We start from the raw sequence: 17,377 nt of genomic DNA on the forward strand, positions 1-17,377 counted from the left end.
AGCATGGGCGGCGCCCCCTGCCGATGCGGCCGGGGCGCCGCGCCCGGGTCAGGCTCCGCGGCGGTTGCGCTTGGCCAGCGTGCGCAGCCGCAGGGCGTTGAGCTTGATGAAGCCCGCCGCGTCGCGGTGGTCGTAGGCGACGGCGCCCTCCTCGAAGGTGACGAGGTCCTGGTCGTAGAGCGAGTAGGGGCTGGCGCGGCCCACCACCGAGGCCGAGCCCTTGTAGAGCTTGACCCGCACCGTGCCGGTCACAAACTCCTGGCTCCGGTCGATGAGGCCCTGCAGCAGCTCGCGCTCCGGCGAGAACCAGAAGCCGTTGTAGATGAGCTCCGCGTAGCGCGGCATCAGCTCGTCCTTGAGGTGGGCGGCGCCGCGGTCGAGCGTCAGCTGCTCGATGCCGCGATGCGCGAAATACAGGATGGTGCCGCCGGGCGTCTCGTACATGCCGCGCGACTTCATGCCGACGAAGCGGTTCTCGACGAGGTCGAGCCGGCCGATGCCGTTGACGCGGCCGAGTTCGTTGAGCCTGGTCAGCAGCGCTGCCGGTCCCAGCGCCTCGCCGTCGATCGACACGGCGTCGCCGCGCTCGAAGCCGACCTCGATGATCGTCGCCCGGTCGGGCGCCTGTTCGGGCGAGACGGTGCGGGAGAAGACGTAGTCGGGCACCTCCTCGGCCGGGTCCTCCAAGACTTTGCCCTCGGAGGAGACGTGCAGGAGGTTGGCGTCGACCGAGAAGGGCGCCTCGCCGCGCTTGTCCTTGGCGATGGGGATCTGGTTCTGCTCGGCGAACTCGAGCAGCGCGGTCCGCGACGTCAGGTTCCACTCGCGCCAGGGCGCGATGACCTGGATGTCGGGCTCGAGCGCGTAGTAGCTCAGCTCGAAGCGCACCTGGTCGTTGCCCTTGCCGGTGGCGCCGTGGCAGACGGCATCGGCGCCCACCGCCCTGGCGATCTCGATCTGCTTCTTGGCGATCAGCGGCCGCGCGATGGAGGTGCCGAGGAGGTAGAGCCCCTCGTACTGCGCGTTGGCCCGGAACATGGGGAACACGTAGTCGCGCACGAATTCGTCGCGCAGGTCCTCGATGTAGATGTTCTCTGGCTTGATGCCGAGCAGCAGGGCCTTCTGGCGCGCCGGCTCGAGCTCCTCGCCCTGACCGAGATCGGCCGTGAAGGTCACGACCTCGCAGCCGTAGGTGGTCTGCAACCACTTCAGGATGATGGAGGTGTCGAGCCCCCCGGAATAGGCCAGGACGACGCGGCTGATCTTCTTCGGGGGCTGGGACATGGAGGAGGTTTCGGCCTGTTGGGGAGGGTCGGGCACCCTCGCAAGGAACGGGCCGGGACTAGCGCGGCGGGGACGGCCGCGCAAGGCGCGGAGCTGCCTCCATGGCGAGAAGGCGGCCCTTCCGGGCCGGCCTTCTTCCCCTCGATCTCTGCCGGCAGGTTTCGCTCAGCCGCCCTTGTGGCCTTCCATATAAGCCTTGGTATGGTGGTGAACGTTGCCCTGAGCGTCCGTGTATTCCCGCGCCTTCAGGTCGGCGTCCCCGTCCGTCGCCCGGGCTTCGGCCGGCTTGGCGGGCTCATGGCTCTTGGAGTGATCGGCCTTGGCGTGATCGGCCTTGGTGTGATCGGCCTTGGCGGCGTGCTCGCCCTCGCTCGCATGGCTCTTGCCGCCTGCCTTCTTGGCGCCGGCGTGGTCGGCCTCGTCCTTGTGGGAGCCTTCGGCGTGGGCCTTGGCGGCCTCGCCGCCCTTGTGGCCCTTCAGCCGGCCGTCGTGTTCCGGATCCTTGACCTCGCCCTGGTGGCCGCTCGCGTTCTTGGTCGCCATGATCGTCACCCTTCGTCTCGAAACCGGCGGGCAGGCTCCGTGTCGGAGTTCCTTCCCGTCCCCGCCTCAAGCCGAGAGCCGGGACAGCGGTTCCGCGCGGATCCGGGACGATCGTAGGTTCGCGCCCACGGGTCGCAGCGCAAGCCGAAGTGGAACTTATGTCCCGAATCCGACTCGTTGCATCCCGCCCGGCTCCGGACGGAACAGCCGGACCGGCGGTCGCAGGAACGTCTGGCGCCCATCCTTGAAGCCGATCTCAGGGGCCACGATCCCCGCCACGATGTCGGCGCGGCTCGTCGCGTCGAAGGCCACAAAGGTGGCGGGGCCGCCGACTGCGACGGCATAGTCGGAGAGGCCCATCAGGCGGGCGGCCGAACCCGTCACGAGGTCGAGGCAGGCGGCGAGGTCGTCGTCGCCGGCCCGTTGCGCGACATTGGCGAAGAGGTTGGCCATGCGGACCAGCGAGCCGTCCCCGTAGGGCGTGAACGGGTTGCGGACGTTGTTGGTGGCGACCGAGCAGGTGACGCCCGCCGCGGCGAGCCGGTGCGCCGGCGCGACGCCGCGCGGCACGAGGTGGTCGGCGTCCCGGCCCATCAGGAACAGGTCCGTCGCCGGCAGCACCGTCACGGCGACGCCGGCACCGGCGAGCCGCCGCCCATAGGCGTCGAGCCGGTCAGGGGGCAGGGCGGAGAGCTTGGTGACGTGGCCGATGGCGGTGCGCCCACCCCAGCCGCGCCGGTCAGCCTGGCGGCACACCTCGTCAACGTCGAGCGCCGCCGCATCGAGCGAGAAGTCGAGGTGGAGGTCGACGTCGAGGTTTCGCGCCGTGGCGAGGTCGAAGATCCTGTCGATCTGGCCGTGGCTGTCGGCGTCGATGTAGGGGGCGCCGCCGATGACGTCGGCGCCGAGGTCCAGCGCCTCGACCAGCACGGCGTCGCAGCCCGGGTCGTCGAGCAGGCCTTCCTGCGGGAAGACGCAGAGCTGGAGGTCGATGGCCCAGGCGAAGTCGCGCTTGAGCCGGTGCAGGGCGCGCAGGCTCGTCAGCCCGACGCGCGGGTCGACCTCCACATGGGTCCGCATGCGGTTGGTGCCGTGGGCGATCGCCATCTCGAGGGTGCGGGCGGCCCGCGCGTAGACGTCCGCCTCGGTGAAATGCCGCTTGGCCTCCGACACGCTCTTCACGGCGTCCTTCAAGGATCCGCCACAGGGGCAGCGGTCGTCGAGGCAGGCCTTGTCGAGGTGGATGTGGGTGTCGACGAGGCCGGGCAGGACGAGCCTGCCGCCGAGGTCGACCTCGGCCGCCTCGCAGGCGAGCGTCGGCGCGATGGCGACGATGCGGCCGCCCGCGATGCCGATATCGCAGGGGCCGCGACCGTCGCCGAGGTCGGCGCGGCGGATCACGGTGTCGATGGTCATGGGAGGTCCGGGAGCGAGGGCGGTGCCGCGCCAACCCGCCCGCGGCCCGAGCGGTTGCGACACACCGCGATGTCGGGTCGCCGCATCGAGACCACGTTCGGGGCGTTGTCTCGGTCCGAGCCGGAGACGGGTCACCGACGAGAGGAGAGCCGATGCAGCCGAGAACCGCCGACAGGGCCGCACGCGACGCGGAATCGCTGGTCGCCGTCATCGACGCGCAGCGCGCCGAGCAGCGCAACGCCGAGTCCCTCCTGTCCCGCCTGTGGGAAGCGCGCGACGCGCTGCGGGCCAGGGGGTCCGAGGAGGCACGCACGCGCCTCGAAGGCCTCGACCGCGACATCGCCGCCGTCGCGGCGCGGGTCAAACAGGCGCTGAAGCTGCAGGGAGAGCTGACGATGCAGCTCGGCCAGGGCCGATCCGACCGAGGCGTGAGCGCCGGCTGAGGAGGTCCGAAAACGCAGGCGGGCGGCCCGAAGGCCGCCCGCTCCCGATCGCCGCCCGACGGATCCTCCGTCGATGCTGGCTCAGTCCACCAGTTCCTTGGCGCGCTCGGCGCGCTTGCGCTCGTTCGGGTCGAGCTTGGTCTTGCGCAGCCGGATCGACTTCGGCGTCACCTCGACGAGCTCGTCGTTCTCGATGTAGGCCAGGGCCTTTTCCAGCGTCATGCGGATCGGGGGCGTCAGGCGCACGGCCTCGTCCTTGCCGGCGGCGCGGATGTTGGTCAGCTTCTTGCCCCGGAGCACGTTCACCTCGAGGTCGTTCTCGCGGGTGTGCTGGCCGATGATCATGCCCTGGTAAACCTTCCAGCCGGGCTCGATCATCATCGGGCCGCGGTCCTCGAGGTTCCACATGGCATAGGCCACGGCCTCGCCCGCGTCGTTGGACAGGAGCACGCCGTTGCGACGCCCCGCCAGCTCGCCCTTCCACGGCGAATAGGCATGGAATAGCCGGTTCATGATGGCAGTGCCCTTGGTATCCGTCATCAGCTCGCCCTGGTAGCCGATGAGGCCGCGGGTGGGGGCGTGGAAGACGAGGCGGAGGCGGTTGCCGCCGGACGGCTTCATCTCCAGCATGTCGGCCTTGCGCTCCGACATCTTCTGGATGACGACGCCCGAATGCTCCTCGTCGACGTCGACGACCACTTCCTCGATCGGCTCCAGCCGCTCGCCGGACTCCTCGTCCTGGCGGTACACCACGCGGGGGCGCGAGATGCCGAGTTCGAAGCCTTCGCGGCGCATCGTCTCGATCAGGATGGCGAGTTGCAGCTCGCCGCGGCCCTCGACGACGTAGCTGTCGGCGGAGGGCGAGTCCGAGACGCGCAGCGCCACGTTGCCCTCGGCCTCCTTGTAGAGCCGGTCACGGATGACGCGGCTCGTGACCTTGTCGCCCTCGGTGCCGGCGAGCGGCGAATCGTTGACCAGGAAGGTCATCGACAGCGTCGGCGGGTCGATCGGCTGCGCGTGGAGGGGCTCCGTCACCTCCGGCACGCAGAGCGTGTCGGCGACGTTGAACTTGGTCAGGCCCGCGATGGCGACGATGTCGCCGGCCTCGGCCACCTCGATCGGGGCACGCTCGATGCCCCGGAACGCCAGGATCTTCGAGACGCGGCCGGTCTCGACGACCTTGCCGTCGTTGTCCAGGACCTTAACGTTCTGGTTCGGCTTGATGGAGCCCGACTGCACCCGGCCCGTGATGAGGCGGCCGAGGTAGGGATTGGCCTCCAGCAACGTGCCGAGCATGCGGAACTCGCCCTCCTCGACCTTCGGCTCGGGAACGTGCTTCAGCACGAGTTCGAAGAGGGGAGCCATGCCGTCCTGCGCGCCGTCCGGCGCATCCGCCATCCAGCCGTTGCGGCCCGACCCGTAGAGGATCGGGAAGTCGAGCTGGTCGTCGTTGGCGTCGAGCGCCGCGAAGAGGTCGAACACCTCGTTCACCACTTCCGTGATGCGGGCGTCCGGCCGGTCGACCTTGTTGATCGCCACGATGGGGCGCAATCCGAGCTTCAGCGCCTTGCCGACCACGAACTTGGTCTGCGGCATCGGCCCTTCCGCCGCGTCGACCAGCACGATCACGCCGTCCACCATCGACAGGATACGCTCGACCTCGCCGCCGAAGTCGGCGTGGCCGGGGGTGTCGACGATGTTGACGCGGGTGTCCTCCCACACGACCGACGTCACCTTGGCCAGGATCGTGATGCCACGCTCCTTTTCGAGGTCGTTGGAGTCCATCACGCGTTCGGCGACGCGCTGGTTCTCGCGGAAGGAGCCGGCCTGCTGGAGCAGCTTGTCGACGAGCGTGGTCTTGCCGTGGTCGACGTGGGCGATGATGGCGATGTTGCGGAGCTTCATGGGTCTCGTCGGGCGTTGTCCGTCCGGTCGATCCGCCCCGATGAGGGACCGGCCGAGCCGAACACGGGAAGGACCAGCCCTCCACGCGGCGGGGAGGGGCTGATCTCGGAGGGCGAAAGCGTCGGAAGGACCCGGTCAGGGGTCCGTCATCTTGAGCTTCGCGCGGACCGGCCGGAGCCGGAACACGCGCTGGCGCGCCGTCGCGGGCGGCGCCGTCCCCTGGGGAAAGGCGCCCGGCGACCGGGCATTCGGGATCTCCATCGGGTGAAGCGCCGCGTTGGACCAGCCGCCCCGAGGCGCCGGCCGCACTTCCCCCAAAGGACGCCCTCGGGCACCGAGCCTCCCGGAGGGGTCCACCCCCGGATCCTGTGACCCGCTGCACCGAATCCGTGCCGACATCCCGCGCCGGACGGACCGGACATCCGCCAGGCTCGGGCCATCGGACGCCCATGAGCGCGGTGGTCCTACACCATCGGGCAGGGTTTGGGAACCCCGCGTGGTGCAGTGCAGCGCAGCGCGCCGGCGAAGGTCATTCCGCGGCGCTGGCGAGCCGGGGGCCGGCGACCGGGCCCATGGCGGCGATCTGCGCACGGCGGTCCCGCACCGCGGCCCTGACCTGGTCCAGCGCGAGGCCGAAGACGGTGAGGCGGCGGTCGTCGCCGCCGGCCGAACTCGCCGCCTGCAGGGCTTCAGCCATCATGCCGTCGACCTCGCCCTGGAGCGCGTCCAGCGCGCCGTCGGACGGCGCGGCCCGCACCAGCGCCAGCATCTCGAGGAGACGACCCACGCTGGTTTCCAGCGAGGCGGTGCGCCGGCTCTGGATGCGCCCCAACACCGCCGTGGCGCCCGAAGCCAGCACGCCGAGCAGCATGGCGCCGATGTAGATCATGTCGCTGTATCTGTCGAAGAAGGTCTGCTCGTCGTCGTCGATGTAGGCGGCCGAGCCGGCATGGGCCGGCAGGGCCAGGCCTTTGTCGGTCGACGGGGCCTCGATGCGGCGGGCGATCGGCACGCTGGCGGCGATCTGCATCTTTTCCGTGAGGAAAAAACGCGTCAGGTCGGAGATCAGATCCTGGGACACGTTCTCGTTGGCGACGAGGCGGTGGGTGATGCTGAGGGTGTCGTATTCCTCGGCGGGGCGGGGCGGCGTGCCGCCGAAGGCGCCTCGCACCACTTCGAGCTTCTCGTAGCCGGGCGAGCGCTGCGCGATGGCGTCGGCCTCGGCGATGGGGACGAGGGTCGGTGCGCCATCGCCCGCCGCCGCCGCCGCCTTGACGATGTCGCGCAGGCGCGGGCTCGACAGCACGTCGACGGCCAGCACGGCGTCGACCGTCTTGGCCTTCAGGGCCCCGGCCACCTCCTCGGGCGCCAGGCCCACGATGGTGACGTCCTCGGGGCGGACGTCGTATTGCGCCAGCGCCGTCGCCAGCATGGCCTCGTTGCCGGCGCCCCGGTGCACGATGCCGACGGTGTGGCCGGCGAGATCGGCCACGTCGTGCACGGTCCCGCCGGCGGGCGCCACCAGCAGGGCGGCGTCGCGGTGCAGGATCACCACGGTCTGGGCGTCGTCGGGCAGGGCGACATCGGTGCGGATGACGGCGAGGTCGGCCTTGCCGGCATCGACGGCGGCCGAGGCGGCGGCCGGTCCGTCCACGGTCGCGACGCGGAGGCGCACGGCGTTCTTGCCGAATTTCAGCAGCTTGGCCGCCGTGCCGATCAGCGCGTAGTCCTCGGCATCGGCCTTGGCGATCGCCACGGTGAGGCGGGTCGGCCGCTCGTACCAGAAGGTGGCGAAGCCCACCGCCGTGAGGGCGAGCGCCACGATGCCGACCGCCAGGATGGTGATGGAGCGTTGCATCGAGCCTGATCCCCCCCGGAGCCGGACCGCTCCCCTTCGCCCGACCCGATTGGACGATGGCTTGTGGATCATTGTGTGGCGCTGACCGCGCCGCGGCGAGGCCGCCGCCGCGAAGGCTCCGGAAAATTCGTCGCTCAGGCGGCGTTGGGCAGCTTCTGGAACAGGTAGAAGCCGTTCATCCGCACCGATTGCAGCGCGATGGTCCGCTGGAAGCCCGGCAGGGGCCGGGGTTCCGGATGCTGGCCGCTGAAGTCCCATTCGCCGGAGAACAGGAAGCGCGGCACGGCCGTGTCGGCCGGCACCGCGCACCAGAGTTCGCCCTCCTCCCGGCGCTTGAACATGTTCCAGACGTGAGGTTCGGCCTGTGTCCCCATGGGTGACGGTCACTCCTCCGTGGCTGGTCGGGCCGGCACGCCGTGCCGGTCCCCTCGCCGATACGCTGACGCGGAGCCGAGACGGCCTTTCGCCTGGGCTCCGGACCGTTGAACGCGCGAGGATCGGCATCGGTTACGGCGGGTCCGGCGCGGACCCGAAGAACGGAACCCTTCCAATCTCCCTAGCGCCCTGCTACGTCACCGCCATGACGACGCGGGCGCGGATCACGATGAATACCGGCCCGTGCGGCGCTTGAGCACGCTCGCACCGCACGGGACCTCGCTGTCGTCCTCTCGACCGGCATGATCCCGCCGTCGCTCCCGCGGCGCGCCGATTGCCGGCCTTCCCCGAAGCGGTGCGCGTCCCGCCGCCGCCAGCCTTCCGGTTCCCGCCCATGACCGACGCCGCCACACCCGATGCCGAGACGGCCGGGTTCGACTACGCCAAGACGCTGTTCCTGCCCCAGACGGATTTCCCGATGCGGGCCGGCCTGCCCGCCCGCGAGCCCGAACTGCTGGCCCGCTGGGCCGCCATCGACCTCTACGGCCGGCTGCGGGCCCAGGCCGCCGGCCGGCCGAAGTTCGTGCTGCACGACGGGCCGCCCTATGCCAACGGCAGCATCCACATCGGCCACGCGCTCAACAAGATCCTGAAGGACACGGTGGTCAAGTCTCAGCAGATGCTGGGCCGTGACTCCAACTACGTGCCGGGCTGGGACTGCCACGGCCTGCCCATCGAGTGGAAGATCGAGGAAGAATACCGCGCCAAGGGGCGCAACAAGGATGACGTGCCGGTGGTGGAGTTCCGCCGCCAGTGCCGGGCCTTCGCGCAAGGCTGGCTCGACGTGCAGCGGGACGAGTTCAAGCGACTCGGCATCGTGGGCGACTGGGACCATCCCTATGCCACCATGGCGTTCAACGCCGAGGCCGTCATCGCGCGCGAGATCCTGAAGTTCGCCCGCAACGGCCTGCTCTACCGCGGCTCCAAGCCCGTCATGTGGAGCGTCGTCGAGAAGACGGCGCTGGCCGAAGCCGAAGTCGAATACGAGGACATCACCTCCGACACCGTCTTCGCCGCCTTCCCCTGCAAGGTGGTGGCGGGGGCGGGCGGCGTGCTCGACGCCCGCGCCGCCGCCTGGAACGCCCTGGCATTCCGCCACGAGGCGTCCGGCGAGATGATGCCGGCCCGCGTCGTCATCTGGACCACCACGCCCTGGACCATGCCGGGGAACCGCGCGGTCGCGTTCTCGCCGAAGGTGTCCTACGGCCTCTATGCCGTGACGGCGGCGGCAGCCGACAACTGGGCCAAGCCGGGCCAGCGCTACGTCCTGGCCGACACGCTGGCCGAAGGCGTGTTCAAGGCCGCCCGGGTCGAGGGTTTCGAGCGCCTGGGCGACGTTTCGGCCGAGGCGCTCTCGGTCGGCGCGCTGTCGCATCCCTTCGCCGCGACCCTGCCGGGCTACGGGTTCGAGGTGCCGATGCTGGCCGGCGACCACGTCACCGACGAGGCCGGCACGGGTTTCGTCCACACGGCGCCGGGGCACGGCCGGGAAGACTTCGACCTGTGGCTCGCCTCCACCCGCGACCTGCAGGCCCGCGGCATCGAGACCCGCATCCCCTATACGGTCGACGCCGACGGCTTCTACACGGGCGACGCCCCCGGCTTCGCCGGCAAGCGCGTGCTCACCGACAAGGGCGCCAAGGGCGACGCCAACGAGGCGGTGTTCGCGGGGCTGCTCGAGGCCGGCACGCTGGTGGCGCGCGGCCGCCTGAAGCACTCCTACCCCCACAGCTGGCGCTCCAAGAAGCCCGTCATCTTCCGCAACACGCCGCAATGGTTCATCGCCATGGACGAGCCCTTCGACGTGCCGGGCGCGCCGGCGCGCCGGGCCGGGGCCGCCCACGGCGCCAACGCGCCCGACACGCTGCGCGGCGTCGCGCTCCAGGCCATCGCCGAGACCCGCTGGGTTCCCGCCGCCGGGGAGAACCGCATCACCGGCATGATCGCCAACCGGCCCGACTGGGTCGTGTCGCGCCAGCGCGCCTGGGGCGTGCCCATCGCCATCTTCGTGCGCGAGGCGGCCGACGGCACGGCCGAGATCCTGCGCGACGACGCCGTCGACGCCCGGGTTCTGGCGGCCTTCGCGGCGGAGGGCGCCGATGCTTGGTACGAGGAGGGGGCCGCCGAGCGCTTCCTCGGCGAGCGGGTCGCCGAGGGCTGGCGCAAGGTCGACGACATCCTCGACGTCTGGTTCGACTCCGGCTCCACCCACGCCTTCACGCTGGAGGACCCGGAGCATTTCCCGCAGTTCGCCGGCCTGCGCCGCCGGGTCGACGGCGGGGACGACGAGGTCATGTACCTCGAAGGCTCGGACCAGCATCGCGGCTGGTTCCACTCGTCGCTGCTGGAAAGCTGCGGCACGCGCGGCCGCGCCCCCTACGACGCCGTGCTGACCCACGGCTTCACGCTCGACGAGAACGGGCGCAAGATGTCGAAGTCGCTCGGCAATGTCGTGGCGCCGCAGGACGTCATCAAGGCCTCGGGCGCCGACATCCTGCGCCTGTGGGTGGCGGGCGCCGACTATGCTGGCGACCAGCGGCTCGGCAAGACCGTGCTCAACACCACGGTCGAGACCTACAAGAAGTGGCGCAACACCCTGCGCTGGATGCTGGGCACGCTGGCCCATGCCCGGCCCGACGAGGCCGTCGCCCATGCGGACCTGCCCGACCTCGAACGGCTGATGCTGCACCGCCTGGCCGAGCTCGACCGCACCGTGCGGGCCGGCTATGCGGGCTTCGACTATACCCGCATCCTGGCGGCGCTCGGCGCCTTCATGACGAGCGACCTGTCGGCCTTCTACTTCGACATCCGCAAGGACGCGCTCTACTGCGACCCGCTGTCCAGCACGGTCCGGCGCGGCGCCCTCACCGTCATCGACGCCGTCTTCGACCGCATGGTGGTGTGGCTCGCCCCGATCCTGTCCTTCACGGCCGAGGAGGCCTGGCTGGCCCGGCATCCGTCGCCGACGGGTTCGGTGCACCTGCAGCTCTTCCCCGACACGCCGGCGAGCTGGCACGACGAGGCCCTGGCGGCGCGCTGGCGGCGGATCCGCGACGCACGCCGCGTCGTGACGGGCGCGCTGGAGCTGGAGCGCGCCGCCAAGCGAATGGGCTCCTCGCTCGAAGCCGCCCCGACGGTCTTCGTCGCCGACCCCGACCTGCTGGCGCTGCTGTCGGGCGTCGACTTCGCCGAGGTCTGCATCACGTCGGGCCTGGCGCTGGAGGGTGGGGAAGGGCCGGCCGACGCCTACCGGCTGGCCGACGTCCCCGGCGTCGCGGTGCTGCCCCGCCGCGCCGAGGGCCGGCGCTGCGCCCGCTCGTGGAAGGTGACGCCCCTCGTCGGCACGCAGGCCGACTACCCCGACGTGACGCCGCGCGACGCCCAGGCCCTGCGCGAACTCGCCGCCGCCGGCCGCCTGCCGTGACGGACCCGCGCCGCCTCGGCCTGCTGGCGGCCGCCCTGGCCTTCGCGGCCGACCAGGCGTCGAAGACCTGGCTGCTGCGCGGCTTCGACCTGCCGGGGCATTCGCCCACCCGGGTGGCGCCGGGCTTCGACCTCGTCATGGCGTGGAACCGCGGCGTCTCCTATTCGCTGCTGACCTCCGACACCGACACCGGCCGCTACCTGCTGATCGCCGCCACCCTCGCGGCGACGGTGGCGCTGGCGCTGTGGCTCCGGCGCAGCACGACGCTGTCGACCTGCCTGGCGCTGGGCCTGCTGATCGGCGGGGCGCTCGGCAACCTCGTCGACCGGGTCGCCTACGGCGCCGTGGTGGATTTCGTCTCGCTTCACGCGGGCGGGTTTCACTGGTACGTCTTCAACGGTGCCGACTGCGCCATCACGGCCGGCGTGGTGCTGCTGCTTCTGGAATGGGTGCGGACGCCGGCCGCGCCCACGCTGCCCGCCGCCGCCGTGTCCCCCGCGGCCGGGGTCGACGCCCCTAAAACGCCGCGATCGTCGCACAAGAGGTGACGCGCAAACCGTCACACGTGTCGAGGTGGAGTCGCTCATGCCCGGATCGCTGGCCCGTCGTCGCGGATCCTTCGCCGCCGCAGGTCTGATCGGCCTCTGCACCCTGGCCGTCTCGCCCGCCCGCGCGGCCGACGACGGCTATGCCAACGTGTTCTCGTCCGTGCTCGGCTCGGTCGGCATCATCAGGACCGACGCGCCCCCGCCGATCGAATATCGCGAGCGCCCGCCGCTGGTGCTGCCCAAGGACGCGGCGCTGCCCAAGCCCGTGAGCGGCGGCATCCGGCATTCCGCCGCCTGGCCGCAGGACCCGGACGTGCTGAAGCGGCGCAAGGAGGCCGACGAGGCCCGCGCCCCCCATACGATGGGCGCCGTGCACAGCGACAAGGGCGAGATCGTGTCGGCCCAGGAGTTGGCGCGCGGCCGCGCCGCCGAAAGCGAGCCCGTGCGGCCGAACGACTGCGGCAACGACGGCCAGGGCCACAATTGCACGGTCCTCAGCCCCGAGGTTCTCAAGGCGGAGGGCGACCATTACCGCGCCGCCAACCCCGAGAAGAGGGACACGCTGGTGGCGGGCCAGGAACCCTCGCGCGACTTCCTCACCCAGCCGCCCAAGGGCTACCTGAAGCCCGTGAAGGCCGTGAAGGCCACCACCGAGGCGCCCGAGGAGAAGGTGGACGATTCGAGCGCCCGTTATATGCAGCAGCAGGAAGCCAAGAAGCGCGCCGCCGAGGAGTGATGCGGGGGGGGGGTCGGTGTGGATCATCGGGTGGCGCAGACAATGCGCGTAAGTTCGATGTCCTAACGACCCTACCCGGTGGTCACGCACAGGGTGGGCTTGGCGCAGGAAGGAGTCGACCTCTGCCAACTGCCTGCAAGCTCCCTCCCTTTCGAACGGACTGCTCCTCTGCTGAAAGCGCCCTTGGACTTGGTCGAGCGCGGTGCCTTCACTCAGTCGCGTGAGGCAATCATCTTTAGCTTTGGTCGTCATGTGATGGACTGCTATTAACTCCGACCAAATGAACGGTTGGATGGCGATTGTCGTTCAAGCCGCCCTCACCTCCGACAAGGCCCAGTCGCGGAGCGCAATCTTGTCTCATCGGTGGGCCTAAGCCTGAACGAGAGCGTCGAAAGATTGATACTGAGCGTCCGAAGGGAGCCGACAGGGCACCTGATGAGGGGTCACCCACGGGATCGCGTCAGGCTCCCGACGCCGATCGATGGAGGCCTGGGTACAATGCAGGCTTGCGCGACGGGCTTAAGTCTGACTCATTGACGGCGTGAGACGCAGTGACCTCGAAGATGTGAGCTGGGACGACTCGATCTCGTGGCTCTTTGCTCCATTGCGTGGATGCGCCGTCTATCGGTCACGCAGTTCCAGGGCGCGCCTCCCGCTCGGCTTGAGCCTCTCCCCGCAAAGTGAACCAAAGCCGGTTTCGAGGCCGGCCATATGACCCGTAACTTACCTTAATTCAAGCGAACTCAACGAAATGTTGAGCAACGGCACGGTGGCGGCAGCCATTGCTGTCATCCTACGGTGCCAGCCGTTGCCGCATGGTAAGTCGTGAAGCGTGATCACGTCGTTCTGCTGCGCACCGCCGGGGCCGACCTGTGGCCGCTCGATCGGCTGTGCCTAGATGGCGATCCGCCGCTGACGTGCGAGGTCGAGCAGGTAGTGGAGGCGCTGGGGCGGGTGGCTGCGCCCGTCATGTTCTCGGCCGGTTCCCCCTGTTATGTCGAACTTCACCTTGCCCTGTCCCGCTTCTCTATGAGCAGCGCCTGCAACATACCGACTGACTGAGCTAATTTAGTGGCCTGTAGAATCGAGTAAGACTTCCGCGGGTTGTCCAGCGATTTCAGCATCGCGTCCTTCGTCACAATCGTGTTTTCGGTACTCGTGTTCGTGGTCCGACCCACAATGCATGACCGGTGCGAACGGGATCGTCCACCCGACTTTTTTTTGAAGGCGCGCCAGCAACGATCCATGTAGGTTGTGAAGGTTCGTCATCGAGCACAAAGGGTCAGCCATGGATATTAGCACGAGCTTCGTCAGCACCGCACCGTCAGCTCAGAACGTGATCGACCTCTTCGATGGCGAGTGGTCGACGGCGATGCCAAGCGATCTGCGCGCAATGTCCCAACCGGGGCATGCGGCGCTCTTCGCAGACGGGCGCATCAGCTGGGCCAACCTGGTTCTGGGACCGTTCCGAGGGCTCGACATCCTCGAACTCGGCCCACTCGAAGGCGCCCACTCCTTCATGCTGGAGCAACTCGGCGCGGCGTCGGTCACGGCCATCGAGGCCAACGCCCGCGCTTTCCTCAAATGCCTCTGCGTCAAAGAAATCATGGGCATGTCGCGCGTGAGCTTCAAGCTGGGCAGCTTCCTCCCCTATCTCGAAAGGAGCCGCTCGTTCGACATTATCGTCGCATCCGGCGTGCTCTACCACATGACGGATCCACTGCAGCTGCTCGAGCGGATCGTCGGGAAGACGGACAGGCTCATGCTGTGGACGCATCATTACGATCCTGATGTCATACGGGAGCACCCCGATCGTGAGCAGTTCGCCGAGCCCGAGCCCTTGAACGGGACCGCGTATCGCGGGTCCAAGCGCCTGTACCCTGAATCTGCCCTCAGTTGGAAGGGGTTCTCGGGCGGGTCGGAGAGCTACGCGATGTGGCTCGAACGTGACAGCTTGTTAAAGTTTTTCCATGATCGTGGTTATGAAACGACGGTCAACTTCGATGACCCTGAGCATCAGAACGGTCCAGCCATCGCGATCTGCGCAAAGCGGTAACAAGGCTGAGTGAGTGTGCGCGGCGCTGAGCAGAGTGATGCTACACCTTAGTGCATAGGGTTCGATGCTCCTACCCTTATGGCCCTCGTTTTTCCCGCCGGTGTAACTTGATGACAATGCGATCGGTCGGGCGGCGCGATGTGGCCCCAGTGCGGGGGGAATTCAGAATCCGCTGCGGTGCAGCTCGGATCGCTTCTGTAGTTGCGATGATCCGTCGCCCAAACCTCGGCCCCGCCGCGATTGGCGCCTCGCAGCGAGGCCCTGTGACCTGCTGGAGCCGCGCCAAGCGTCATCGGAGCACAATGTAATACACGTGAGAAGCCCAAGGTTTGAAGTGAGGCGTGTGGCGACCCTGCAAGGGCTCAATTCTGTGTCAGCTCGACAGGTTGATGGCTAGATCTTGTTATGCCCGTGGCGATTGCGCCCCACTCAGGTCAAGACCATGGTCGTCAGTCTCGCCCGCTTCGACGCTCTCATCGCGGAAAGCGAACGGCGTATATTAGACCAGGCTTACCGGGTAATTGCGATGGATTTGGACGGGAAAGACCACACTGCGGCCCGCCGCGCACTCAAGGCCTATGAGGGCATCCTAGCCGAGTTTCGCTATGCGCGGCGTTTGGTGGCCGAAACTCAGTGGTTGAGTGATGGTGCCCGACCGAAAGGTTGAGCTCGCCGCCTGAGGCCGCGCTTCTCTCGCCGGTGTTGTACTGGATCCGCTGGATCACCTCTGGTGGCATCACGAGAGGGGAGTCCTGGTCTGGTCCCGCGGATCCCGTATCAGTAGATTTTTTCGGGTCGTCTCGCCGTAGGGCTGGCTTGATCGTAATGGAAGCTTCTTTCGTCGTCATCGCGCACCAGGCGCAGCTGTTTGTTCTCTCGAGGGAGGCGGGCCAGTTCGTCGTGCTCCGCCGCCGTCAGCGTAGCATCAAGCGCAAAGGATTTCGTCTCTCGCCGACCGCCCGGCAGGCAGCCTCGGTCACCCAGTTCCGGGTTACCGGAGCGGACTGGTCAAAGTCCCGGGTCAGATCCTGTGCGTCGTGGTTGGCTCGGACCAGATCGACCATTCGTTGAAGGACCTCCGCCGCGTAGCGGAAGCCCGCATCGAATGTCCAAGCAGGAGGCGGGTGCAGTGCCGAGGACGCCACAGCGCCCGTTTCAGCACGGTGTGAGAGTTGGTCAGGTGCCCGTCGATGGCGTAGCCGGTGCCTCGCAACTAGCCGTCCATTGTGCGTCACCCCAAATCCAGCGCAGTGCTGACATGCACTGTGCGGCTGCCGCTACCAGCGCCGGAACGCGGGCGACGCCAAACTCACCACAACGGCGAGAAACTGTGCGAACCCGTTCGATTTGGCACAGCAGCGACGCTTCCAAAAAACATCACCACTGTCACCTATCTGCCCTGATTTCCCCATTGATCGAAGTCGATCTTGGACGGCACTCGCGATACTCGTGGAGCCCACGAAATTGAAAAATCCTCTCTATCAATAGTTAGATTTGGGTTATAGGCCGGGTCATGATTAATGTACTTCTGCCATCTTTTCTTCATGTGTGCGACTTCAGATCTAAACCTTTCTACATGTTCTGGAGTATCGTCACTACCGCGAGAGATGGACTCCAGATGGTAGAGAGTCGCTTCCGGATTATAGATGTTTCTATAGCCTGCGTCGGCCATTTTCAAACAGAGATCGACATCGTTGAACGCGACCTTGAGGTGTTCTTCCTCAAAGCCACCGACTTGTTCAAATTTTTTCTTACTGCACACCAAACATGCGGCAGTGACGGCCGACATCTCATGCACAAGATCGATGCGTCTGTAGTATCCGGGATCACCCAACCCACGACGTTTGTGTGAATGGCCTGCTACGCCACCGAGTCCAATGATGACCCCGCCATGTTGAAGCGTATCGTCTTCATAGAGTAATCGAGCACCCACACAACCCACGTCAGGCAGAACAGCGTAAGCCATCATTTCCTTCAGCCAATTCGGTTTTATCACTTCAACATCATTATTTAGCAAGCATAACAACTCACCTCGTGCGCTTTTCACGGCAAGATTATTGATTGCTGAGTAATTAAATATTCCGTGATAATGTATTACCTTAAATCTGCTGTCTTCCAAGACATTGCGGTAGAAGGAAAAAGTTTCTTCCTCTTCGCTGTCATTATCGACGATGATGACCTCCCAGTTTTCATAGTCGGTGCGATGCAGTATGCCATCGACACACGCCTTCACAAGATTCGACCTGTCCCTCGTCGGAATGATGATGGAAATCAGAGGACTGGCTTTCGGACAGAGGCGGCGCATGCGGAACATCGTATCTCCGTTCTCGACGGCTTCAGCCTCGATGTTCTGACTCGAAATGTAGTCACTCAACGCAAGCATCGACGTCAATTTTGCTCTACGCGCTTTTTTTTGAGAGAACGATTGCGCGTCGCTAGTGACACGCCACGAGTATAGTATGTAAGGAAGATGTACTATCGCTCCTCTCGCCATCGCGGGTAATGTTCTCAAAAGTAGATCGTAATCCTGGCTACCCTCAAAACCAACCCTTAAGGGAGTTGACGGTAGGGATGATTTCTTAAAGACAGATAGGTGATTGATGTAGTTGCAATTCATCAATAGTTCTTTATTCCAATCTGGTTTAAAAAACGGTAACTACCCACGGGGTCGCGTGAGATCGGCGTCGTCGGAAGGGGTCCGTCGAGGTGCAACGAGGACTTGCGTGTCC

At 67.0% G+C, this 17,377-nt stretch carries 14 protein-coding genes; 7 read left to right on the forward strand and 7 right to left on the reverse strand.

The genetic code is table 11. From position 1 onward, the window contains the following. Positions 1 to 48: 48 nt before the first annotated feature. The 3 genes from D3272_RS06795 to D3272_RS06805 all read right to left on the reverse strand — a co-directional run bounded on the left by D3272_RS06795 (position 49) and on the right by D3272_RS06805 (position 3,243). Positions 49 to 1,284 (reverse strand): argininosuccinate synthase, encoded by a 1,236-nt coding sequence (locus D3272_RS06795; protein WP_129218382.1) that lies wholly within the window; start codon positions 1,282 to 1,284, stop codon positions 49 to 51. 165 nt (positions 1,285 to 1,449) lie between these two features. Beyond that, the gene (locus tag D3272_RS06800; RefSeq protein WP_129218383.1) at positions 1,450 to 1,827 is read right to left on the reverse strand and encodes a hypothetical protein; all 378 of its coding nucleotides are present in this window, start codon (positions 1,825 to 1,827) and stop codon (positions 1,450 to 1,452) included. A gap of 156 nt (positions 1,828 to 1,983) precedes the next feature. Beyond that, complete coding sequence (locus D3272_RS06805; RefSeq protein WP_129218384.1) at positions 1,984 to 3,243, reverse strand: amidohydrolase family protein; 1,260 nt, start codon at positions 3,241 to 3,243, stop codon at positions 1,984 to 1,986. Between the two features lie 152 nt (positions 3,244 to 3,395). Here D3272_RS06805 and D3272_RS06810 point away from each other — a divergent pair, with 152 nt between their 5' ends. Continuing rightward, entirely contained in the window at positions 3,396 to 3,686 is a 291-nt protein-coding gene (locus D3272_RS06810) for a hypothetical protein (RefSeq protein ID WP_129218385.1), read from the forward strand. 81 nt (positions 3,687 to 3,767) lie between these two features. On the opposite strand, the gene typA is transcribed toward D3272_RS06810, so the two are convergent. The 3 genes from typA to D3272_RS06825 form a co-directional block, all read right to left on the reverse strand. Continuing rightward, the gene (gene typA, locus D3272_RS06815; RefSeq protein ID WP_129218386.1) at positions 3,768 to 5,591 is read right to left on the reverse strand and encodes a translational GTPase TypA; all 1,824 of its coding nucleotides are present in this window, start codon (positions 5,589 to 5,591) and stop codon (positions 3,768 to 3,770) included. Between the two features lie 529 nt (positions 5,592 to 6,120). Further along, positions 6,121 to 7,449 carry a TAXI family TRAP transporter solute-binding subunit gene (locus tag D3272_RS06820; RefSeq protein WP_165361256.1) on the reverse strand — a complete coding sequence of 443 codons (1,329 nt, stop codon included), beginning with the start codon at positions 7,447 to 7,449 and terminating at the stop codon, positions 6,121 to 6,123. 134 nt (positions 7,450 to 7,583) lie between these two features. Then, the gene (locus tag D3272_RS06825; RefSeq protein WP_129218388.1) at positions 7,584 to 7,823 is read right to left on the reverse strand and encodes a hypothetical protein; all 240 of its coding nucleotides are present in this window, start codon (positions 7,821 to 7,823) and stop codon (positions 7,584 to 7,586) included. Positions 7,824 to 8,218: 395 nt separating this feature from the next. Between D3272_RS06825 and ileS the strand changes: the two genes are divergently transcribed. The 6 genes from ileS to D3272_RS06855 all read left to right on the forward strand — a co-directional run bounded on the left by ileS (position 8,219) and on the right by D3272_RS06855 (position 15,315). Beyond that, positions 8,219 to 11,308 (forward strand): isoleucine--tRNA ligase, encoded by a 3,090-nt coding sequence (ileS, locus tag D3272_RS06830; RefSeq protein WP_129218389.1) that lies wholly within the window; start codon positions 8,219 to 8,221, stop codon positions 11,306 to 11,308. Further along, positions 11,305 to 11,856, forward strand: a complete 552-nt coding sequence (gene lspA / locus D3272_RS06835; RefSeq protein ID WP_129218390.1) for a signal peptidase II — start codon at positions 11,305 to 11,307, stop codon at positions 11,854 to 11,856. The genes ileS and lspA overlap by 4 nt, the downstream gene beginning before the upstream one ends. Positions 11,857 to 11,893: 37 nt before the next feature. Beyond that, positions 11,894 to 12,592 carry a hypothetical protein gene (locus tag D3272_RS06840; RefSeq protein ID WP_129218391.1) on the forward strand — a complete coding sequence of 233 codons (699 nt, stop codon included), beginning with the start codon at positions 11,894 to 11,896 and terminating at the stop codon, positions 12,590 to 12,592. An 825-nt stretch (positions 12,593 to 13,417) separates the two neighbouring features. Then, positions 13,418 to 13,654, forward strand: a complete 237-nt coding sequence (locus tag D3272_RS06845; protein ID WP_129218392.1) for a hypothetical protein — start codon at positions 13,418 to 13,420, stop codon at positions 13,652 to 13,654. 226 nt (positions 13,655 to 13,880) lie between these two features. Beyond that, positions 13,881 to 14,648, forward strand: a complete 768-nt coding sequence (locus tag D3272_RS06850) for a class I SAM-dependent methyltransferase (protein ID WP_129218393.1) — start codon at positions 13,881 to 13,883, stop codon at positions 14,646 to 14,648. Positions 14,649 to 15,090: 442 nt separating this feature from the next. Next, a complete protein-coding gene (locus tag D3272_RS06855; RefSeq protein ID WP_129218394.1) occupies positions 15,091 to 15,315 on the forward strand; it encodes a hypothetical protein in 225 nt (74 codons plus the stop codon). Positions 15,316 to 16,038: 723 nt separating this feature from the next. On the opposite strand, the gene D3272_RS06860 is transcribed toward D3272_RS06855, so the two are convergent. Beyond that, entirely contained in the window at positions 16,039 to 17,022 is a 984-nt protein-coding gene (locus D3272_RS06860) for a glycosyltransferase family 2 protein (RefSeq protein ID WP_165361257.1), read from the reverse strand. Between the last annotated feature and the right edge of the window lie 355 nt (positions 17,023 to 17,377).

It is taken from the genome of Lichenibacterium ramalinae (assembly GCF_004137085.1).
GTDB classification, from domain to species: domain Bacteria; phylum Pseudomonadota; class Alphaproteobacteria; order Rhizobiales; family Beijerinckiaceae; genus Lichenihabitans; species Lichenihabitans ramalinae.

What these genes read in the sequence shown, in the direction of transcription:
- D3272_RS06795 (WP_129218382.1), bottom strand. Translation starts at nt 1,284, where the DNA reads ATGTCCCAGCCCCCGAAGAAGATCAGCCGCGTCGTCCTGGCCTATTCC.
- D3272_RS06800 (WP_129218383.1), bottom strand. Translation starts at nt 1,827, where the DNA reads ATGGCGACCAAGAACGCGAGCGGCCACCAGGGCGAGGTCAAGGATCCG.
- D3272_RS06805 (WP_129218384.1), bottom strand. Translation starts at nt 3,243, where the DNA reads ATGACCATCGACACCGTGATCCGCCGCGCCGACCTCGGCGACGGTCGC.
- D3272_RS06810 (WP_129218385.1), top strand. Translation starts at nt 3,396, where the DNA reads ATGCAGCCGAGAACCGCCGACAGGGCCGCACGCGACGCGGAATCGCTG.
- typA (WP_129218386.1), bottom strand. Translation starts at nt 5,591, where the DNA reads ATGAAGCTCCGCAACATCGCCATCATCGCCCACGTCGACCACGGCAAG.
- D3272_RS06820 (WP_165361256.1), bottom strand. Translation starts at nt 7,449, where the DNA reads ATGCAACGCTCCATCACCATCCTGGCGGTCGGCATCGTGGCGCTCGCC.
- D3272_RS06825 (WP_129218388.1), bottom strand. Translation starts at nt 7,823, where the DNA reads ATGGGGACACAGGCCGAACCTCACGTCTGGAACATGTTCAAGCGCCGG.
- ileS (WP_129218389.1), top strand. Translation starts at nt 8,219, where the DNA reads ATGACCGACGCCGCCACACCCGATGCCGAGACGGCCGGGTTCGACTAC.
- D3272_RS06840 (WP_129218391.1), top strand. Translation starts at nt 11,894, where the DNA reads ATGCCCGGATCGCTGGCCCGTCGTCGCGGATCCTTCGCCGCCGCAGGT.
- D3272_RS06850 (WP_129218393.1), top strand. Translation starts at nt 13,881, where the DNA reads ATGGATATTAGCACGAGCTTCGTCAGCACCGCACCGTCAGCTCAGAAC.
- D3272_RS06855 (WP_129218394.1), top strand. Translation starts at nt 15,091, where the DNA reads ATGGTCGTCAGTCTCGCCCGCTTCGACGCTCTCATCGCGGAAAGCGAA.